Raw genomic sequence first — 18,934 nt, 5'->3', positions numbered from 1 at the left:
TCCCGCCGCAGAGCGGCCGCCCGACGCTTCCGCGGCATTTGATCCGGCTTTGCGGCCATGCCGAGAGACTTCAGGGTGTCCGGCCGATCGTGTCGGCCTTCACGGCCCCGCGTTCGCCTTTCGGGAGCGGCTTGCCGGTCGTCGTGTCCTTGCCGGTCTGGTGCTCCATCTCCGAGTTGAGTTCGGCTCCGAGCAGCACGATGAACCCCGACAGCCACAGCCACGTCAGAAGGATGATCACACCGCCAAGGGCGCCATAGGATTCGTTGTAGCTGCCGAAGTTGCGGACGTAGATCGAGAACAGGATCGACCCGATAAGCCAGATGACGGTCGCCACCACCGCGCCGGGGCTTATCCAACGCCATTGCGGGTGTTCGCGCGACGGCCCGTAACGATAGACGACCGCCAAGCCGAAGATCGCCAGGATCGCCAGCAGGGGCCAGCGTCCGTAGGTCACGGCGGTTTGCGCACCTTGCGACAGGCCCATCTGGCCCAGTAGCGCAGGGGCCGCCAGCGTCGCGCCGAAGGCGATCAGGACGCCGACGATCAGGAACAGCGTCAGCGCCAGCGCGATGACGTTCAACGCGATGAAACCGCGGCTTTCCTCCTCGTCGTAGGCGATGTTCATGCCCTCGATGAGCGATTTCATGCCCTTCGACGCGGAGTAGAGCGAGAACAGGATGCCGCCTGCCGCGGCCAGCCCGATGCCCGCACCCGCGTTCGAGGCGACCTCGCGGGCCTGGCTCTCGATGATCTGTGCGGCGTCTGCGGGAAGGACGCCGGCGACGGATGCCAATTGCTGTTCGATCGCCGCCGGGTCGAGGATCAGCCCCGCGATCGAGATCAGCGCCGCGATGGCCGGGAAGATCGCCAGCAGACCGAAAAACGCCACGCCCGCCGAGACGATCGAGACATGGTCCGCCGTGAGCTCGTCCTTCACGCGCAGCAGAACGTCTCTCCACCCCGGCCGTGGAATGTCCTGCGGCCGCTCCGCGCCGCGGCCCCGGTTCGAAGTTTGCGCCATGCCTAGCTCCTTGATCCTACCTGGGCGACAAACCCCGAAGGCGCCGCCGGGTTGCATAGCGACGCGCTTCCAAGGGTCGAAGGCTCCCGGTCGATACGCGCGGGCAGACCTCTGGGAGGCCGCGCACGGCACGTCGTCGACGGCTGGAAACCGCGGCAGATACGAAATCGCGCTCGAAAACGCTGGAATGAGCCTTTCAGTCGACCGGCACGCCTTTGCGCCGCCGCTGAACCACCTGCACAGCGGACAAGACCAGCAGACACGCGATCGCCACAACGAATGCAGCCGAGATCGGGCGCTCGATGAACACCATTGGATCCCCTCGGCTGATCAGCAGGGCGCGACGCACGTTCGTCTCGATCAGGGGTCCGAGGACGAAGCCGAGAAGGAGGAGCGCCGGGCTGAACCGGGCAAGCGCAAGAAGATACCCCGCGAGGCCGATCACCGCGACGGACACAATGTCGTAGGTCAGGCCGCGCACCGAATAGACGCCTAGGCAGATGAAGATCAGGATCGCGGGATAGAGCCAGCGGAACGGGATGCGCAGCAGCGCGACCCAGATGCCGATGAGCGGCAGGTTCAGGATCAGGAGCAGCAGGTTGCCGATCCCGAAGCTGGCGACGAGGCCCCAGAACATTTCGGGCCGCGCGTCCAGCATCATGGGGCCCGGCTGCACGCCGTGGATGACCAGCGCACCCAGCATCAGCGCCATGATCGGGTCGCCGGGAATGCCCAGCGTCAGGGTGGGTACGAAGGCGGTGATCGAGGCCGAGTTGTTGGCGGCTTCCGGCCCGGCCACGCCCTCTATCGCGCCTTGGCCGAAGCGGTCGGGACGGCGCGCGATGCGCCGCTCCATCGCGTAGCTCAGGAAGGACGACAAGGTCGACCCCGTGCCCGGCAGGGCGCCGAAGAAGCTGCCCAGCCCGCTGCCGCGCAACGTGGGGAAAGCCATCCGCTTCAGGTCATCACGCGTGGGCGCCAGCTGGCGGAACCCGATTCGGCGGGCGACCGCCTGCCGCTCCGGGTCGCGGACGTTGCCGATCACCTCGGCCACGCCAAAAAGGCCCATCGCCAGCGCCACGAGGTTCACGCCGTCGAGCAGCTCGGTCTGCCCGAACGTGTAGCGCATGGCTCCCGAGTTCACGTCGGTGCCGATGCAGCCCAGAAGCATGCCGAGGACGATCATGGCGAATCCCTTGGCCGGCTTGGCGCTGCCGATGGTCGACGCCGCGACCAGCCCGAGCACCATCATGGCGGCATAGTCCGCCGCACCGAACGCCACGGCGATGCGCGACAGCCACCCGGCGAGCATCACCAGCACCACGATGCCGATGATCGAGCCGGCGAAGGACGACACCATTGCGGCGAACAGCGCGGGCCCCGCGCGGCCTTCGCGCGCCATCGGATAGCCGTCCAGCGCCGTGACTGCGGATTGGGGCGTGCCCGGCAGCCGCATCAGGATCGACGCGACTGCGCCGCCATACTGCGCGCCGTAATAGACCCCCGCCAACATGATGAGCGCGGCCTCGGCCGAGATGTAGTAGGTGATCGGCAGCAGCAGCGAAATCGCCGCCATCGCCCCGATCCCCGGCAGAACGCCGACGAAGGTCCCCAAAAGAACGCCCAGCAGGCAGTAGATCAGCACGCCCGGCTGCAAGGCAAAGCTCAGCCCGGTCAGAAGTCCTTCCCAGGTTCCCATGCTCTCAGAGCCCGCGGGGCCAGAGAGGCAGCGACATGTTCAGCCCCGCGCGGAACACCAGCAGGGTCAGCACTGTCACAATAGCCGCTAGGCAGAGCCGCCATGCCCAGCCGCGATGCGGCGCCGGCAGGGACGCGACCAGCACGCCGGCGAAGGACGCGAGCACCAGCCCGAGCGGCCGCAACCCCAGCCCGAAGACAAGGATCGCGGCCAGCACGGCGAGGGCAGCCCAAGGCTCGAAGGACATCGCGGCGCCCGCCCGGCGCAGGCCGGGCACCGCCACGATCAGCCCGAAAGCCGTCAGCATGAGGCCAAGCGCCACGGGAAAGGCGCCGGGGCCCATCTGCCTGAGCGAGCCCAGGTCGTAATGGACCCAGGCCCAACCCGTCGCCGCGACACCGATCGAGGCGAGCGCAAAGCCACCAAAGATGTCGGCCCAGTCCCGCCGCATCGTCGCGTTACTGCGCCTCGATGCGGTCGATCACGCCACCCCACATCTCGGTATCGGCGGCGATGCGATCTTCCATCTCCTGCGCCGTGCCGGGGGCCGCCTGCCAGCCGATGGCCAGAAGCTGCTCCTGTACCGACGGCTCGGCGAGGATCTCGTTGATCTCGGTGTTCAGGCGCTCGAGCACGGCGGGATCGGTGCCCGCGGGGGCGATGAACCCGTTCCAGAGCTCGGCCCGGAAATCCTGGGGCATGCCCGCCTGACCGGCGATCACGGGAACATCGGGCGCCTGGGCAAACGGTTCGGACGAGGTGATCCCGAGCATCCGCATGTTGCCGCCCTCGACATGGGGCATCGCGGCCGAAGGCGCCATGAAGCCCGCATCGATCTCGCCGCCCATGATCGAGGTCGTGACCTCGGCATAGCTGGTGAAGGGAATGTGCAGCATGTCGACGCCCGCCTCGTCGGCGAAAAGCTCCGCCGTCAGGTGCGAGCCGGAACCCTGACCGACGGAGCCGTAGGCGATGGCGTCGGCCTCGGCGCCGGCGGCCTCGACGAACGCTTCCAGGTCCTCGATGCCGGACTCGGTCGAGACGGCAAGCACCAGGGGCGAGGTGGCGATCAGCGTGACAGGCTCGATGTCCTCCTCGACGTCGAAGCCGGTGTCGCCCATCATCCGCGACGCCGTGGTGAGCGGCCCGTTGATCGTCGTGCCGAAGGTCAGATCATCCTCGCCGGTATTGGCCAGCATCTGCTGGATACCGATCACGCCACCCGCCCCAGGACGGTTCTCGATCACGATGGGCTGGCCCAGACGCTCGGCCAGCGGGTCGGTGATGATGCGGGCCAGCGTGTCGGGCGACGAGCCCGCGGGGAAGCCGACATAGACGTGGAGCGGGCCGGAGGGCCAGCTGTCCTGGGCGAAGGCGGGCGCGGCAACAAGAGCCAGCGCACAGCCGAGCGCGGCGCGGCCTGTGATGCGGTTGGTCATGGGCAGTGTCTCCTCCTTTTATCCGAGCAACGAACACTACTTCCGGGCATAGGGCAATGGCTGCAAAGTTCCGCTGGGCAGCGCCTGAGAGCCCGGTTACCCGCCCGGGTCCGGGTGGCGAGACCGGCCTTGCCTCGATTGCGCGTCACGGGATCATCCGCGATGCGCCGGCAATGCGGGCGAGATGGCGTTGGCCGTATCCTGAAGGCGGGGAATTATCTCGGCCTCGACCTGCTCGTAGGTCCAGGTATGCGCCGAGACCGAGCATTGCACGGCTGCGACGGCGCGCCCGCCCGGCCCGGCGATGGGACAGGCCACGCCGATTTCCGACAGGATCATCTGCCCCGACGAGATGGCGTAACCCTTGGCGACCGCCTCCTCTATGCTTCGGCGGATCACGTCGCGGTCCATCGTGGTACGCGTGGTGAATTTCTTCAGCGGCCAGGTCCGTATCGCCTCTTCACGCTCCTCCGCCGGAAAGGTGGCGATCATCGCGCGCCCGGCAGAGGTGGACAGCGCGGGCAGCCGGCGGCCGATGACGGTGGCCGCGAAGTAGGTGCGCTGGCAGGGCAAGCGGCTGACATATATGATGTGGTCGCCCGACAACTCGGCGAGATTCACCGTCTCGCCGAGGGACTGGGACAGGTCGATCAGCTTCGGGATCGCCTGCCCTACCAACTGGTCGGACCAGTAGTAGGCATATGCCAGCTCCAGCCACGCATGCGACGGCCGGAACCGTCGCGTGACCGGGTTCTTGTCGAGCATGCCCTCGACATGCAGCGTGTTGGCCAGCCGCTGGACCGCGCTCTTGTCCAGCCCGGTGCGCTCAGTCAGTTCGACCAGCGACAGCTCGGTATGGCTTTCGTCGAAGGCCCGCAGCAGCCGAAGCCCCTTCGCCAGCGAGCCGACGTACAACGTATTCTGCTTCTTTTCCAAGCGATTGCTCCGCCGTTTCCCGAACCCGTGAATCTAGCCTTGACGACCGCGGTGAACAGAGACTTTACTAACCATATAGCAATATCAAGAATTAAATAGTGATACTTGCTTCGGCAAAACGCTGCGGGCCTCGGTCCGCAAGACCAGGGAGCTGACAATGAAAATGACGGTCCTCAAATCGACCATCGCGGGCATGGCCCTTGTCGCGGCAACGGGCGCAGCCTGGGCCGACAAGGCCAACGACACGCTGCGTGTCGCCTTCACCAAGGAGCTGGAGAACGTCGACAGCTACTTCAACTCGTCGCGCGAAGGCGTGGTCTTGCAGCGCGCCATCTGGGACGGGCTGATCTACCGCGACCCGGTCACCAACGAGTATCACGGCAACCTCGCGACCGACTGGGAGTGGATCGACGACACCACGATCGAGTTCAAGCTGCGCGAGGGCGTGAAATTCCACGACGGGTCGGACTTCACCGCCGACGACGTGGTCTACACCGTCAACTTCGTCGCGGACGAGGCCAGCGGCGTGAAGACGCAGCGCAACGTCAACTGGATGAAGTCGGCCGAGAAGATCGACGACTACACCGTGCGGATCAACCTGAAGGCCAAGTTCCCGGCCGCCATCGAATTCCTGTCCGGCCCCGTGTCGATCTATCCAAGCGACTACTACGCCGAGGCCGGCCCCGAGGGCATGGGCCTGAAACCCGTGGGCACCGGCCCCTACAAGGCGGTCGACGTGACGCCGGGCCAGCATTTCGTGCTGGAAAAATACGATGACTACCACGACAGCCCCAAGGGCCAGCCGTCGATCGAGCACGTCGACATCCGTACCATTCCCGACGTGAACACCCAGATGGCCGAACTTTTCAGCGGCACACTCGACCTCATCTGGCAGGTGCCGGCGGACCAGGCCGAGAAGCTGGCGCAGATGGACCAGTTCACCGTGTCGAACGAATCCACGATGCGCGTCGGCTACCTGGCGATGGACGCATCGGGCCGGTCGGGCGAGACCCCCTTTACCGATGTCCGCGTACGCCGCGCCGTGAACCACGCGATCAACCGGCAGGAGCTGGTCGACGCGCTGCTGCAGGGCCAGTCGCAGGTTATCTCGACGCCGTGCTTCCCCAGCCAGTTCGGCTGTGACAGCGACGCCGCAGTGTCGTACGACTACGACCCCGAAAAGGCCAAGGAGCTGCTGGCCGAGGCGGGCTATCCCGACGGCTTCACCACCGACTTCTACGCCTACCGCGACCGCGCCTATGCCGAGGCGATCGCCAGCTACCTTAACGCGGTCGGCATCGACACCAACTTCAAGATGCTCCAGTACTCGGCCCTGCGCGAGCTGAACATGAAGGGCGAGACGCCGATCTCGTTCCAGACCTGGGGCAGCTACTCTGTCAACGACGCGTCGGCCATGATCAGCCAGTTCTTCAAGCACGGCTCGCTGGACGACGCGCGCGACGACCAGACGCTCGAGTATCTGAACATCGCCGACAGCGCGACCGACCCCGAGGTCCGCAAGGAGAACTACTCGAAGGCGATCGAGCGGATCACCGAGCAAGCCTTCTGGGCGCCGATGTTCTCGTACAACACCAACTACGTCTCGACGAAAGAGGTTGAATATACCCCGACGGCGGACGAGGTGCTGCGCTTCACCACGATGTCCTGGAACTGAGCTTCACAAGGCGGGGGTGCCAAGCGTCCCCGCCTATTGGCTGATCCGTTAATTCCCACCCAGGCCCGCCGCCGCGCGTTTCCGACGCGCGGCGCAGATCCAAGGTGAACCCCCGTGCTTCAATTCATTCTCAAACGCCTCGGGCTTGCCGTTCTGGTGGCCTTCACGGTGTCCTTCATCAGCTTCAGCCTGCTGTTCCTGTCGGGCGACCCCGCCGCCGCGCTCGCCGGCGAGACCGCCAGCGGCGAGGACATCGAGGCGGTGCGCCGCCTTTACGGGTTCGACCGCCCGATGCTGGTGCAATACGCCGAATGGCTGACCGCCGCGCTGCGCGGGGATTTCGGCGAAAGCTACTATTTCCGCCTGCCGGTCTCGTCGCTCATCGCCGAGCGGCTGAGCGTGACGATGACCCTGGGCGTCTGCGGCATCACCTTCGCGCTGCTGACGGCGGTGCCGCTGGGGGTTGTCGCGGCGATCCGTCCCAACTCGCTGGTCGACCGGATCGCGCTGTTCGTCTCGGTCGCCGGGCAGGCCATGCCCAGCTTCTGGTTCGGCCTGATCCTGATCGTGGTCTTCGCCATCCAGCTTGGCTGGCTGCCGCCCTCGGGAACCGCATCGTGGGAGCATTTCATCATGCCGACGATCGTGCTGGGCTACTACGCGATGCCCGCGATCATGCGCCTGACCCGCGCGGGGATGCTGGACGTGCTGTCGTCCGACTACATTCGCACTGCGCGCGCCAAGGGCGCCAACGAACGCCGCGTGCTGTTCCGCCACGCCCTGCGCAACGCGATCATCCCCGTCGTCAGCCTTGCGGCCGTGCAGATGGGCTTCATGCTGGGCGGGTCGATCGTGGTCGAGTCGATCTTCGCCCTGCACGGGGCGGGCTACCTCGCGTGGGAGAGCATCGCGCGCAACGATCTGCCCACCGTGCAGGCGCTGATCCTGATCTTCTCGATGTTCTACATCGTCTTCACCTTTCTGGCCGATGTGCTGAACGCCTGGCTGGATCCCCGCATGAGGACCGGCTGACATGGCTGACGTGACATCCCATGACCGCCTGCTGGACGAGATCACCGGCCCCACCCCCGGCCAGATGCTGCGCAAGCGGGTATTCGGGCACCAGGGCCTGCTGATCGGGCTGGCCGTCGTCGTCCTGCTGACGCTGGTGGCGATCTTCGCGCCCCTGCTGGCGCCGCACGATCCCTACGCCCAAAGCCTGATGACCCGGATGGAGCCGCCGGTCTTCATGGGCGGCACGTGGGAGCATCCTTTGGGTACCGACCACCTGGGCCGGGACTACCTGTCGCGACTGATCTACGGCGCGCGCGTCTCGCTTCTGATCGGCGCGGTGGCTGCGCTGATCTCGGGCCTTATCGGCACAGCGATGGGCGTGGCGGCGGGCTATTTCGGCGGCAAGGTCGACGCGGTCGTGACCTTCCTGATCAACGTGCGGCTGGCGATGCCGGTCGTGCTGGTCGCGCTGGCGGTCGTGGCGATCCTCGGTGGCTCGCTCGAGGTGGTGATCGTGGTTCTGGGCCTGCTGCTGTGGGACCGCTTCGCCGTGGTTATGCGCGCCTCGACCATGCAGGTGCGCCGGCGCGAATACGTGGCCGCCGCGCAGGTGATCGGGGCATCGACGCCGCGCATCCTGCTGTCCGAGATCATGCCCAACATCGCCAACAACCTGATCGTGGTGGTCACGCTGGAAATGGCCCATGCCATTCTGCTGGAGGCCGCGCTGTCCTTCCTCGGGCTGGGCGTGCAGCCGCCGACGCCCAGCTGGGGCCTGATGGTATCCGAGGGCAAGAACATGATGCTGTTCGAACCCTGGCTGGTGCTGATCCCCGGCGCCGTGCTGTTCGTGCTGGTTCTGGCGATCAACCTGATGGGCGACGGCCTGCGCGACGTCACCGCCCCCGAAAACCGGAGCTGACCGATGAGCGAACCTCTTCTGGACGTCCGCAACCTGACGCTGGACATCCCCACCGGCAGCGGCACCCTGCACGCGGTACGCGGCATCGACTTCGACCTCAAGCGCGGCGAGACGCTGTGCATCGTCGGCGAAAGCGGGTCGGGCAAGTCGCTGACCTCGCTGGCACTGATGGGCCTGCTGGGCAAGGGCATCAAGCGCAGCGCCGACCGCATGACCTTCGACGGGACCGAGCTGACCACCGCCAGCACCCGGCGGATGCGCGCGCTGCGGGGCGACCGGATGGCGATGATCTTCCAGGAGCCGATGACCTCGCTCAACCCGGCTTACACGATCGGCGATCAACTGGTCGAGGCGCTGCTGCTGCACCGCAAGGTCTCGCGCCAGGCGGCCCGCGCCCGGGCGGTCGAGCTGCTCGAAAAGGTCGGCATCACCGCCGCCGAAAGCCGGTTGTCGCAGTATCCGCACCAGCTCTCGGGCGGGTTGCGCCAGCGGGTGATGATCGCGATGGCGCTGATGTGCGAGCCCGAACTTATCATCGCGGACGAGCCGACGACCGCGCTGGACGTGACCATCCAGGCCCAGATCCTGCGGCTGCTCTACGATCTCGGCCGCGAGATGAACATGGCGATGATCCTGATCACGCACGATCTGGGCGTCGTGGCGCGGGTCGCTGACAAGGTGGCCGTGATGTACGCGGGCGAGCTGGTCGAGACCGGCCCCGTGGGCGACATCTTCAACGCGCCGTCGCACCCCTACACGCGCGGCTTGCTGCGCTGCATCCCGCTGCCCGGCAAGACCGCGCGCGGCAGCCAGCTGGGCACCATCCCGGGCATCGTCCCGTCGCTGGTGGGCGAGGTCGAGGGCTGCGTGTTCCGCACCCGCTGCCCCCATGCGGTGATGGAATGCCGCGGCGCGATCCCCAAACGGCAGGATGGCGAGCACGCCTTCCGCTGCATTTTCCCGGACGGCAAGCGCCACTCCGAGAAGGAGCTGACCGCATGAAGGACACCGTGACGCAAAGCCCGGTTCTGGAACTGTCCGGCGTCTCCAAGACCTACCGCGTCAAGCAGGGCCTGTTCGGCGCGGTCAAACCGCTGACGGCCGTCAACGACGTGTCGCTGCAACTGGGCCGGGGCGAGGTTCTGGGCCTCGTGGGCGAATCCGGCTGTGGCAAGTCCACGCTGGCCAAGATCCTGCTGGGGCTGGAAAAGCCTACCGCCGGGCAGGTGCTGGTGGATGGCGAGGATATCTCGGCCCAGGGACGACTGGCGCTGGCGCGGCGCATCCAGCCGATCTTTCAGGACCCGTATTCGTCGCTCAACCCGCGCAAGAGCATCTACGACGTCATCTCGTTGCCGCTGCGCGTGCACGGCATCGGGGACGAAGACGACCGCAAGCGCAAGGTGCGCGAGATGCTGGACGTGGTGGGCCTGCCCGCGCGGGTGATGAACACCTATCCCAGCCAGATGTCGGGCGGCCAGCGGCAGCGCGTTGCCATTGCCCGTGCCTTGATCATGAAGCCCGAGGTGGTGATCTGCGACGAGCCGACCTCGGCGCTGGACGTGTCGGTGCAAAGCCAGATCCTGAACCTGCTGGGCGACCTGCGGCGCGAATTCGGCCTGACCTACCTGTTCATCAGCCACGACCTGGCGGTGGTCGAGCATCTCGCGACACGCGTCGCGGTCATGTACCTGGGCCGGATCGTCGAGGAGAACACCGTGGCCGGCCTGTTCGACGCGCCGCGCCACCCCTACACGCAGGCGCTTCTGAAATCGGTGCTGACGCCGGAACCGGGCATGGGCGTGCCCGACACCCAGCTTGGCATGGCCTATCCGAACCCGATCGCGCCGCCGCCGGGCTGCCATTTCCACCCCCGCTGCCCGCGCGCGACCGAGTTCTGCAAGACCGACGCGCCGCGGCAGGTCGAGCTTCCCGCCGGTCACGTCGCCTGCCACCTGCACGACCCCAAGACCCCGATGTACGAGCAAGGATGACCGCATGTCCCTGAACCTGTCGCGCAGCATGCAGATCCGCAAGACCGTGATCGAGACCGAGCACGGCGTCGTCGCGGCACAGCATCGCCTTGCCGCCGTCGCCGGGGCCGAGGTTCTGGCCGCGGGCGGCGACGCGGTCGATGCCGCCGTGGCCACGTCCTTCGTCATCGGCGTGCTCGAGCCGTGGATGAGCGGCCCCGCCGGCGGCGGCGCCACGATGCTGTGGCGGGCCGACAAAGGCCGGGCGCTGGCGCTGAATCACGGGATGCGCGCGCCCGCCGCACTGGACCCGGCGGATTACCCGCTCAGCGGGCAGGGCGCCGCCAGCGACCTGTTCCCGTGGGAGCATGTGGTGGACGACCGCAACGTGCAGGGCGCCACCGCCATCGCGGTGCCGGGCGTCGTCGACGGGCTGGGGCAGGCGCACGCGCGCTTTGGCCGGATGCCATGGGCCGAGCTTCTGTCGCCAGCGATCGACCACGCGAAGCGCGGCATGCTGGTGGACTGGTTCGCCTCGCTGGTCATCGCGTCCTGCACCCGCCAACTGGCCGACGATTCCGACGCGGCCGCGCTGTTCCTCGAAGACGGGCAATGGCCCATGATCAGCGGCTGGACCGCGCTGGCCGACAAGCGGCTGGACCAGTCGCGCATGGCCGACAGCCTCGACCAGATCGCGCGGCACGGCGCGCGCACGCTGTACGACGGCGATCTCGGCGCCGCGATGGCCGCCGACGTGCAGGCCAAGGGCGGGAGCCTCTCCGTGGACGACCTGCGCGCCTACCGCGCCGAGTTCCACGATCCGCTGGCCTTCGACTACCGCGACGTGCGCTTCCACGTCGTTCCCGGCCTCACCGCGGGGCCGACCTTCCGCGATGCCTTCGCCGGGCTGGAGACCGTCTCGATGGGCGATGCCCCCGGACCCGACAGCTACGCCGCGATGGCCGATGCGCTCAAGACCGCCTATGCCCGCAGGCTCGAAGGCATGGGCGATACCGGCGAAAGCCCGCAAGCGCCCGGCTGCACCACGCATTTCTCGGTCGTGGACCGGCAGGGCAACATGGTCGCCCAGACCCAGACGCTGCTGTCGATCTTCGGCTCGCGCGTCGTGTCGCCCTCGACCGGGTTCCTGATGAACAACGGGATCATGTGGTTCGATCCGGTGCAGGGGCGGCCGAACTCGCTGGGGCCGGGAAAGCGGTGCCTGATGAACGTCTGCCCGGTGATCGGCGAACAGGGCGACCGGCGCTTTGCCTTCGGCGCCTCGGGCGGGCGCAAGATCCTGGGCGCGGTGGCGCAGCTTTCGTCCTTCGTGACCGATTTCGGCATGGACCTCGACCGCGCCTTCCACCAGCCGCGCATCGACGTGTCCGGCGACACCCTGATCGCCGACGACAGCCTGTCCACGGACGTGCTGGACCGCCTGCGCCAGAACCAGCCGGTGGCCGAAACGCGGCGCACGATCTTCCCCTATGCCTTCGCCTGCCCGGCGGGTGTGATGCGGCGCGGCAACCGGAACTCGGGCTGCACCGAAATCATGTCGCCCTGGGGCGACGCCATTTCCGAAGACATGACGAAGGAACGCTGACAGCATGAGCCGCGACACCGCGATCGACACGATCACCGCCTATTTCGACACCGGCCGCTTCCAGTCGGACCTCTCGGGCCTCGTCGCCTTCGAATCCGAAAGCCAGGACCCGGACCAGGCGCCCGAGCTGATGCGCTACCTGACCGAGGCGATGGAGCCGCGGCTGAAGGCGATGGGCTTCACCTGCTCGATCCACGCCAACCCCGACCCGCGCGGCGGCCCCCTGCTGATCGGCGAACGGCACGAGGGCGACGACCTGCCGACCATGCTGACCTACGGCCATGGCGACGTGATCCGCGCCCAGACCGACCAGTGGCGCGAAGGGCTGCACCCGTTCCGGCTGGTCGAGGAGGGCGATCGCCTCTACGGCCGAGGCACGGCAGACAACAAGGGCCAGCACCTGATCAACATCGCAGCCCTCGAGGCGGTTCTGGAGACGCGCGGCGCGCTGGGCTTCAACTGCCGCATCGTGATCGAGATGAGCGAGGAGACGGGCTCGGCCGGCCTGCGCGAGTTCTTCACCGAGCATCGCGACCGGCTGACCGCGGACGTGCTGATCGCCTCGGACGGCCCGCGCCTGCAGCCCGACACCCCGACGATGTTCATGGGCTCGCGCGGGGGGATGTCCTTCGACCTGATCCTGGACCTGCGCGACGGCGCGCACCACTCGGGCAACTGGGGCGGTCTGCTGGCCGATCCGGCGATGATCCTGGCGCAGGCGCTGGCGACGATCACCGACAGGCGCGGCCAGATCCGCATCCCCGAATGGCGCCCCGACAGCCTGACGCCGACGGTGTGCGCCGCACTCGACGGCCTGCCCATCGACAGTGCCGACGGCCCCGCGATCGACACCGACTGGGGCGAAGAGGACCTGACCCCGGTCGAACGCGCCTATGGCTGGAACAGCTTCGCCGTCCTCGCCATGAAAAGCGGCGTGCCCGAGGCGCCGGTGAACGCCATTTCCGCCCATGCCCGCGCCACCTGTCAGCTGCGCTACGTCGTCGGCACCGACCCCGAGGACATCCTGCCCGCGCTGCGCCGCCACCTCGACGCGCACGGGTTCGAGGCGGTGCGGATCGAACCGCACGACCGCGGTTTCTTCCGCGCCACGCGGCTGGACCCGGATCACCCGTGGGTCGCCTTCGTGGCCGACAGCCTGACGCGCAGCGCCGGGCGGGCGCCGCACATCCTGCCCAACCTGGCAGGATCGCTGCCCAACGACAGCTTCGCCGACATCCTCGGCCTGCCCACGGTCTGGGTGCCGCATTCCTATCGCGGATGCTCGCAGCACGCGCCGAACGAACATGTGCTAAAGCCGGTCTGCCGCGATGCCTTGCAGATCATGGCCGGGTTGTTCTGGGATATGGGCGAGGGTCGCACGCCCTGACGCCCCGCGCCTGCCAACCTGCGTGCATGTCCGGCGTGGCCCAGTTCCAATAGGCAATCGAAGGCGGCAGCCCAAGTCTCGTTCCTGGCGTCGAGAACAGGCGCGGAGAGGGTCAAGCGGATCGCCTCTTTGCCGCCGCGCCCGATGTTGGTGTCTTTGCACAACGATTGACCCGTTGCCACAAGATGCCTATGCCCATGCTGCGTCGCAGCAAACGGTACGACCAATGGTGGACAAGCCACACGGCAAGCGTGTCAATCTCGCCCTTCAGGGCGGCGGATCGCATGGCGCGCTCACCTGGGGCGTGCTCGACCGCCTGCTGGAAGAGGACCGCTTGTCGATTGCCGACATCAGCGGCACCAGCGCGGGGGCGATGAATGCCGTGGTCCTGGCCGACGGCTACGAGCGGGGCGGACGCGAGGGCGCGCGCGCAGCCCTGCGCAATTTCTGGAAGGCTGTCAGCGATGCTGCGCAGTTCTCGCCGATCCAGCGCAGCCCGTGGGATCGCGCAGCCGGGAACTTCAGCCTGGACCTTTCGCCCGGCTATTTGCTGGCGGAAGGGATCACCCGGCTGTTCTCGCCCTACGAACTCAATCCGCTGGGGGTGGACCCGCTGCGGATGATCCTCGACCGGCAGGTCGATTTCACCAACGTGAACCGGTGCCGGGACATCGCCGTGCACGTCACCGCGACCCATGTGCGAACAGGTCGAGCGAAGATATTCTCCCGAGGGGCGGTCACGGCGGATGCGGTCATGGCATCGGCCTGCCTGCCGCAGATCAGCCGGGCGGTCGAAATCGACGGCGAAGATTATTGGGATGGCGGCTACAGCGGCAATCCGGCCCTGATGCCGCTTGTCACGAGCGAGGCCAGCCCCGACATCGTGATCGTCCAGATCAACCCGGTGGTGCGCCACGAGACCCCGCGCAGCGCCCGGGAGATCATCAACCGCGTCAACGAGATCAGCTTCAATACCGCGCTGATCAAGGAAATGCGCGCGATCCACTTGATGCAGCAGATGATCGACGGCAAGGGACTCGACATAGGGCCGGCCGGTCGAACTTACCTTCACCTGATCCATGCCGATGCCGAGGTCCAGGATCTGTCGGCCTCGAGCAAGTTGAACGCCGAATGGAACTATCTCAGCCTGTTGTTCGAGCGCGGGCGTGGCTGGGCCGAGGCTTGGCTGAACGTGAACTTCGATGCGCTCGGCACCCGCTCGTCACTGGATCTGGATGCGTGGTTTTCCGATCCCGGCATCTCTCCGCAAGCGAAAACCTGAAGCCCGGAAAATCCGCCAGACGCGGCCGCGATCAACGGGCCGCTTTGGTGCAGCGAGACCACCGCTTGCAATCGAGGCCGCCAACGCCATAACCGGAAGCCTTTGATCCTCTGGAAGCACATGCCATGACCCACCGCCTGACAGCCAGCCTCGAGACCTGCGCATGGGGCTATTTCGATGCGGCCTTGCCGCCGGCCCTCGAGATTACCAGCGCCGATACCGTGACGATCGATACGGTTTCGGGCGCTATTGCGCAGCTGCCACCTGCGGATGCGGGCTTTCATGTCCCGGACGAAAATTCACGAAATCCACGCCCGCGCAGAGCGGATGCTTCCGGGGCATATCCTGACAGGACCGGTGGCAATCCGCGGGGCGCTGCCGGGCATGGTCTTGCAGGTCGACATCCTCGATGTCGCGCTGCGGCAGGACTGGGGGTGGAACATCATCCGTCCGCTGGCCGGTGCTCTGCCCGAGGATTTCGATACCGGACGCACGACGATCATCCCGCTCGACACCAATGCGATGACCGCGCGCCTGTCCTGGGGGCTGACGCTGCCTCTGGCACCATTCTTTGGGGTCATGGGGGTCGCTCCGCCACCGGGTTGGGGGCGGGTCTCGACGATCCAGCCCCGCGCCCACGGCGGCAACCTCGACAACAAGATGCTTGGTCCCGGCGCAACGCTGTATCTGCCGGTCTTCGCCGAAGGCGCACTGTTTTCGGCCGGAGACGGCCACGCGGCGCAGGGCGACGGCGAGGTCTGCGTGACCGCGATCGAAACCGCCCTGACCGGCACGTTCCGTCTGACCGCGCGGGACGACATGACGTTGGCTGCGCCACGTGCCGAAACGCAGGATCACCTGATTACGATGGGCCTTCACGAAAGCCTCGACCGCGCCGCGGAGCGGGCCGTGCGCGACATGATCGACTGGATCGCCGAGCGCCGCGGACTGAGCCGCGAGGACGCCTACATGCTGTGCTCGCTTGCCGCCGACCTGCGCATTACGCAATGCGTCAACGGCACCAAGGGCGTGCACATGGTGCTGAACAAGGCTCTGCTGGACCGCTGAAAGACGAGGAAGCGAAAAATGACGGTGAAGACGGCGATCATCGGTCTGGGGATCATGGGCAGGCGCATGTTGGAGCACATGGTCCGGCACGACGACTTCTCCCCGGTCACACTCTGGGACCCTGATCCGGATGCCTGTGCGGCCGCCCGGGCCATCGCCCCGGACGCCGTTCTGACCCCAAGCGCCGAGGCCGCGATGGATGCCGCGGATCTCGTTTACCTGGCCTGCCCGCCCGGACCGCGGCGGGCCTACACGCTTGCCGCTGCGGCGGCCGGGCAGGCCGTCTTCCTGGAAAAGCCGCTTGGCGTGGATCTCGACGCGAGCGAGGATCTCGTCGCACGTCTCGAAGCCTCGGGCGTCCCGGCTGCGGTGAACTTCGTGCAGGCCTCTGGCGACGCGCTGGCGGACGTCTCGGCCGCCGCCGAATCCGGCGCGATGGGCGATCTTGTAGGAGCCGAGATCATCCTGACCTACGGCGCTTGGCCGCGCGCATGGCAGCAGGCGGCGGACTGGCTGCGCTATCGCGACGAAGGTGGAATGACACGAGAGGTCGTCTCGCACTTCCTGTTCTTCACCGAACGTGTGCTGGGCCCACTTACCGTGGAATGGGCCCGCCCTTCGTACCCATCCGACCCGGCCTTGAGCGAAACGCAGATGGCGGCACGTCTTCTGACAGCGGATGGCCGTCCGGTGACCGTTCTTGCGAGCGTGGGCGGTGCACTTCCGGACCGGCAGGAACTGACAATCAAGGGAACGCGGACAAGCCGACGGATCACCGATTTCTACATCGACGCCGTTTCGGACGGAGGCGCATTCTCCGAGATCCGCCCACGCCCTGAAGACCCCCGGGCGACCAGCCTGAAAGCACAGCTGGACGAGTTGCAGCTTTGCATCGCCGGCCAGCCTCACCGGCTGGCATCCCCACGGGAAGCGCTCCGGGTGCAGCAACTGGTTGAGGCCATGTTGCGTGGAATGGGCTGAAAGGATGCATGTGAACGGGGTGCTTCGGCCTAGTGCGCACGGCGGATACGCAGCCCAGGTTTTTCAAAGCTCGGAAGCCAACCTCTGATCAGGCGGCGGCCGCGGATGGTCAGGCCGGCAACCCGACCCTGAAGGCAGGGCACCTCCGATGCCAGAAGCAGCAGGCCAAGCGGGAGCATCCACATGCTGGGGAGAGGCCGCGACACCGCCGGGCTCTTCTGCCCTCCGGCACCACAAGATGATCGATTGTTCCGCCACCATGCGCCCACCAACGACCACTGGAAATCTTTGACGGCTGCGCCTGCAGCGAAGGCGGCGCTTGCCGGTCGATGCGCGCCGTAAAACGTTCCAGAAGAGCATCACCCCAAGCTCAACAAACTCGCAAGGACATCTGAGCGGCGAACAATACCGACGATGCGGCCACCGTCTCGCACCGGAAATGCGCGGTGCCGGTGGTGCAGGAACATCTCCGCGACCTTGATCAACTCGTCCCGCATGTCGACGAGAACGACCTCTCGCGTCATGTGATCCGCGACGCTGCCCGTCCATTCGCGGTAATAGCTCGCATGGAGCGCGGGGCGGAAGCAGTCCTTCTGGCTGAGGATGCCGGCCAGGACTCCGTCCTCGCCCAGAACCGGAGCCGCAGAGGCGCGCGCCTCGACCAGAAGGGCGGCGGCGCGGCGGATCGGGGTCGTCGGCGCAAGCGTGGGAAAGTCCTCACGCATGATCGACAGGATTCGCATCGCGCTCATCGCGGCACTTCTTCTTCGGTTTCCCGGCGCAGCGGGCAGTCCGCGCAGCGCCCCTCGGGCAGGCAGGCTGCCGCGCTGCAACTGGTGAGGGCCGGCCCCCGGCCGAGGATCAGGCCGAGGCCGAGGCCCAATGCGGCGAGGGTGACGATCGCGACGGCGAAGATCAACTCTGTCATCCCGCTATCCTCTCCATGTCAGCACGTCGCCAAGGCCGCCCGTTGAGATGTGGTGCAGCGAGGAGTCGTCCTCGAACAGGAACAGCGCGGGGATGTCGCGGGCGCGGGCAAGCGCCGGGCCGCCAACGTCGCCGGCCGCGAAGAGGGCGGTGGCCCAGCCGTCGGCGGCCATCGCATCCGCCTGCAGGACCGAGACCGAGCGCAGGCGCCCTTCCACCGGGCCGGCGGTCGCGGGGTCGATGATGTGGCCCCAGATGCGCGGACCCAGCGCGAAGCTCTGCGCGCCCAGGCCGGATGTCGCCACGGACATGCCGGCGGGCAGGTGCAGGATGGCGGGCGTATGGTTTCCCGCGTGCGGGTGTTCCACCGCCACCTGCCAGTCTCGGCCGGAGGGATGCGGCCCCAGCGCGCGCAGCTCTCCCCCCAAGTCGAGCAGTAGAAAGTCGAGGCCGCTACCCCGTGTCAGTTCGGTGGCGCAGTCGAGCGCGCGACCCTTCGCGATCCCGCACAGATCCAGCGTCAGGTCCTGCCGTCGCTTGGCGATCCGCCCCGGGAACACGTCCAGCCCGCGCCAGCCGGGCGCGCCGCCGCGCTCGATCGGGCCGAACCCCCAGCGGGCGACGAGCGGACCGACCGTGGGGTCGAATGTGCCTTCGCTGTCGCCGGCGAGGGCCAGCGCCGCCTGTGCCACATGGACCAGTTCGGCGCCCCTCAACTCTGTCAGGGTACCGGCATTGAAGCGGCCGATGGTGCTGTCGGTGCGCCAGGGCGACATCTCGGCGTCGATGCCGGCGAAAAGGGCGTCGATCGCCGGTCGCAACGGCCTAAGGTCCGCCCCCGAAGGCCCCACGATCCGCCAGGTCGTGCCGAAGGCTTCGCCCGTCAGAGATTCGAGCGCGGCGGCGCGGGCCAAGGCGGGGCGGGTGAGCAAGGGACAGGCGAGCGTCGCCCCGAGCAGACCCAGAAAACCGCGGCGCGAGGCGAGGTGTCTTTTCATATC

General features: G+C 67.1%; 18 protein-coding genes. 10 read left to right on the top strand and 8 right to left on the bottom strand.

Annotated elements, in window-relative coordinates:
* Positions 1 to 70 precede the first annotated feature (70 nt).
* From BLW27_RS13660 to BLW27_RS13640, 5 genes are all read right to left on the bottom strand, one after another.
* Complete coding sequence (locus BLW27_RS13660) at positions 71 to 1,024, bottom strand: YihY/virulence factor BrkB family protein (protein WP_089883947.1); 954 nt, start codon at positions 1,022 to 1,024, stop codon at positions 71 to 73.
* A 196-nt stretch (positions 1,025 to 1,220) separates the two neighbouring features.
* Entirely contained in the window at positions 1,221 to 2,723 is a 1,503-nt protein-coding gene (locus BLW27_RS13655) for a tripartite tricarboxylate transporter permease (protein ID WP_089883946.1), read from the bottom strand.
* Positions 2,724 to 2,727: 4 nt separating this feature from the next.
* Positions 2,728 to 3,174: a tripartite tricarboxylate transporter TctB family protein gene (locus BLW27_RS13650; RefSeq protein ID WP_089883945.1), complete on the bottom strand. Its 447-nt coding sequence runs from the start codon at positions 3,172 to 3,174 to the stop codon at positions 2,728 to 2,730.
* Positions 3,175 to 3,181: 7 nt separating this feature from the next.
* Entirely contained in the window at positions 3,182 to 4,162 is a 981-nt protein-coding gene (locus tag BLW27_RS13645) for a Bug family tripartite tricarboxylate transporter substrate binding protein (protein WP_089883944.1), read from the bottom strand.
* A 153-nt stretch (positions 4,163 to 4,315) separates the two neighbouring features.
* Positions 4,316 to 5,098, bottom strand: a complete 783-nt coding sequence (locus BLW27_RS13640) for an IclR family transcriptional regulator (protein ID WP_089883943.1) — start codon at positions 5,096 to 5,098, stop codon at positions 4,316 to 4,318.
* A gap of 193 nt (positions 5,099 to 5,291) precedes the next feature.
* Here BLW27_RS13640 and BLW27_RS13635 point away from each other — a divergent pair, with 193 nt between their 5' ends.
* The 10 genes from BLW27_RS13635 (at position 5,292) to BLW27_RS13590 (ending at position 17,006) form a co-directional block, all read left to right on the top strand.
* Positions 5,292 to 6,773: an ABC transporter substrate-binding protein gene (locus tag BLW27_RS13635; RefSeq protein ID WP_245710885.1), complete on the top strand. Its 1,482-nt coding sequence runs from the start codon at positions 5,292 to 5,294 to the stop codon at positions 6,771 to 6,773.
* Positions 6,774 to 6,887: 114 nt separating this feature from the next.
* On the top strand, positions 6,888 to 7,805 hold the full coding sequence (locus tag BLW27_RS13630; RefSeq protein WP_089883941.1) for an ABC transporter permease: 918 nt from the start codon (positions 6,888 to 6,890) through the stop codon (positions 7,803 to 7,805).
* A gap of 1 nt (position 7,806) precedes the next feature.
* Positions 7,807 to 8,709: an ABC transporter permease gene (locus tag BLW27_RS13625; RefSeq protein WP_089883940.1), complete on the top strand. Its 903-nt coding sequence runs from the start codon at positions 7,807 to 7,809 to the stop codon at positions 8,707 to 8,709.
* A gap of 3 nt (positions 8,710 to 8,712) precedes the next feature.
* Positions 8,713 to 9,711 carry an ABC transporter ATP-binding protein gene (locus tag BLW27_RS13620; protein ID WP_089883939.1) on the top strand — a complete coding sequence of 333 codons (999 nt, stop codon included), beginning with the start codon at positions 8,713 to 8,715 and terminating at the stop codon, positions 9,709 to 9,711.
* Positions 9,708 to 10,703: an ABC transporter ATP-binding protein gene (locus tag BLW27_RS13615; RefSeq protein ID WP_089883938.1), complete on the top strand. Its 996-nt coding sequence runs from the start codon at positions 9,708 to 9,710 to the stop codon at positions 10,701 to 10,703. Before BLW27_RS13620 ends, BLW27_RS13615 begins: the two co-directional genes overlap by 4 nt.
* A gap of 4 nt (positions 10,704 to 10,707) precedes the next feature.
* Entirely contained in the window at positions 10,708 to 12,288 is a 1,581-nt protein-coding gene (locus BLW27_RS13610) for a gamma-glutamyltransferase (RefSeq protein ID WP_089883937.1), read from the top strand.
* A gap of 4 nt (positions 12,289 to 12,292) precedes the next feature.
* On the top strand, positions 12,293 to 13,675 hold the full coding sequence (locus BLW27_RS13605; RefSeq protein ID WP_089883936.1) for a M20 family metallopeptidase: 1,383 nt from the start codon (positions 12,293 to 12,295) through the stop codon (positions 13,673 to 13,675).
* 175 nt (positions 13,676 to 13,850) lie between these two features.
* Positions 13,851 to 14,957 (top strand): patatin-like phospholipase family protein, encoded by a 1,107-nt coding sequence (locus BLW27_RS13600; RefSeq protein WP_245710882.1) that lies wholly within the window; start codon positions 13,851 to 13,853, stop codon positions 14,955 to 14,957.
* A gap of 282 nt (positions 14,958 to 15,239) precedes the next feature.
* The gene (locus tag BLW27_RS13595; protein WP_245710881.1) at positions 15,240 to 16,025 is read left to right on the top strand and encodes an acetamidase/formamidase family protein; all 786 of its coding nucleotides are present in this window, start codon (positions 15,240 to 15,242) and stop codon (positions 16,023 to 16,025) included.
* Positions 16,026 to 16,043: 18 nt separating this feature from the next.
* Positions 16,044 to 17,006 carry a Gfo/Idh/MocA family protein gene (locus tag BLW27_RS13590; RefSeq protein ID WP_089883934.1) on the top strand — a complete coding sequence of 321 codons (963 nt, stop codon included), beginning with the start codon at positions 16,044 to 16,046 and terminating at the stop codon, positions 17,004 to 17,006.
* A 359-nt stretch (positions 17,007 to 17,365) separates the two neighbouring features.
* Here the strand turns inward: BLW27_RS13590 and BLW27_RS13585 are convergent, their stop codons facing one another.
* The 3 genes from BLW27_RS13585 to BLW27_RS13575 are packed head-to-tail and all read right to left on the bottom strand — an operon-like array spanning position 17,366 to position 18,931.
* Positions 17,366 to 17,758 carry a CBS domain-containing protein gene (locus tag BLW27_RS13585; RefSeq protein ID WP_089883933.1) on the bottom strand — a complete coding sequence of 131 codons (393 nt, stop codon included), beginning with the start codon at positions 17,756 to 17,758 and terminating at the stop codon, positions 17,366 to 17,368.
* Positions 17,755 to 17,934, bottom strand: a complete 180-nt coding sequence (locus tag BLW27_RS13580) for a hypothetical protein (protein WP_089883932.1) — start codon at positions 17,932 to 17,934, stop codon at positions 17,755 to 17,757. Before BLW27_RS13580 ends, BLW27_RS13585 begins: the two co-directional genes overlap by 4 nt.
* 4 nt (positions 17,935 to 17,938) lie before the next feature.
* Positions 17,939 to 18,931 (bottom strand): FAD:protein FMN transferase, encoded by a 993-nt coding sequence (locus tag BLW27_RS13575; RefSeq protein WP_089883931.1) that lies wholly within the window; start codon positions 18,929 to 18,931, stop codon positions 17,939 to 17,941.
* Positions 18,932 to 18,934: the final 3 nt, after the last annotated feature.

Origin of the sequence: Citreimonas salinaria (genome assembly GCF_900107235.1) — a bacterium.
GTDB lineage: Bacteria > Pseudomonadota > Alphaproteobacteria > Rhodobacterales > Rhodobacteraceae > Citreimonas > Citreimonas salinaria.
Note: the sequence above shows the minus strand (reverse complement) of the source record. Positions and strands in the feature narration are given on the sequence as shown.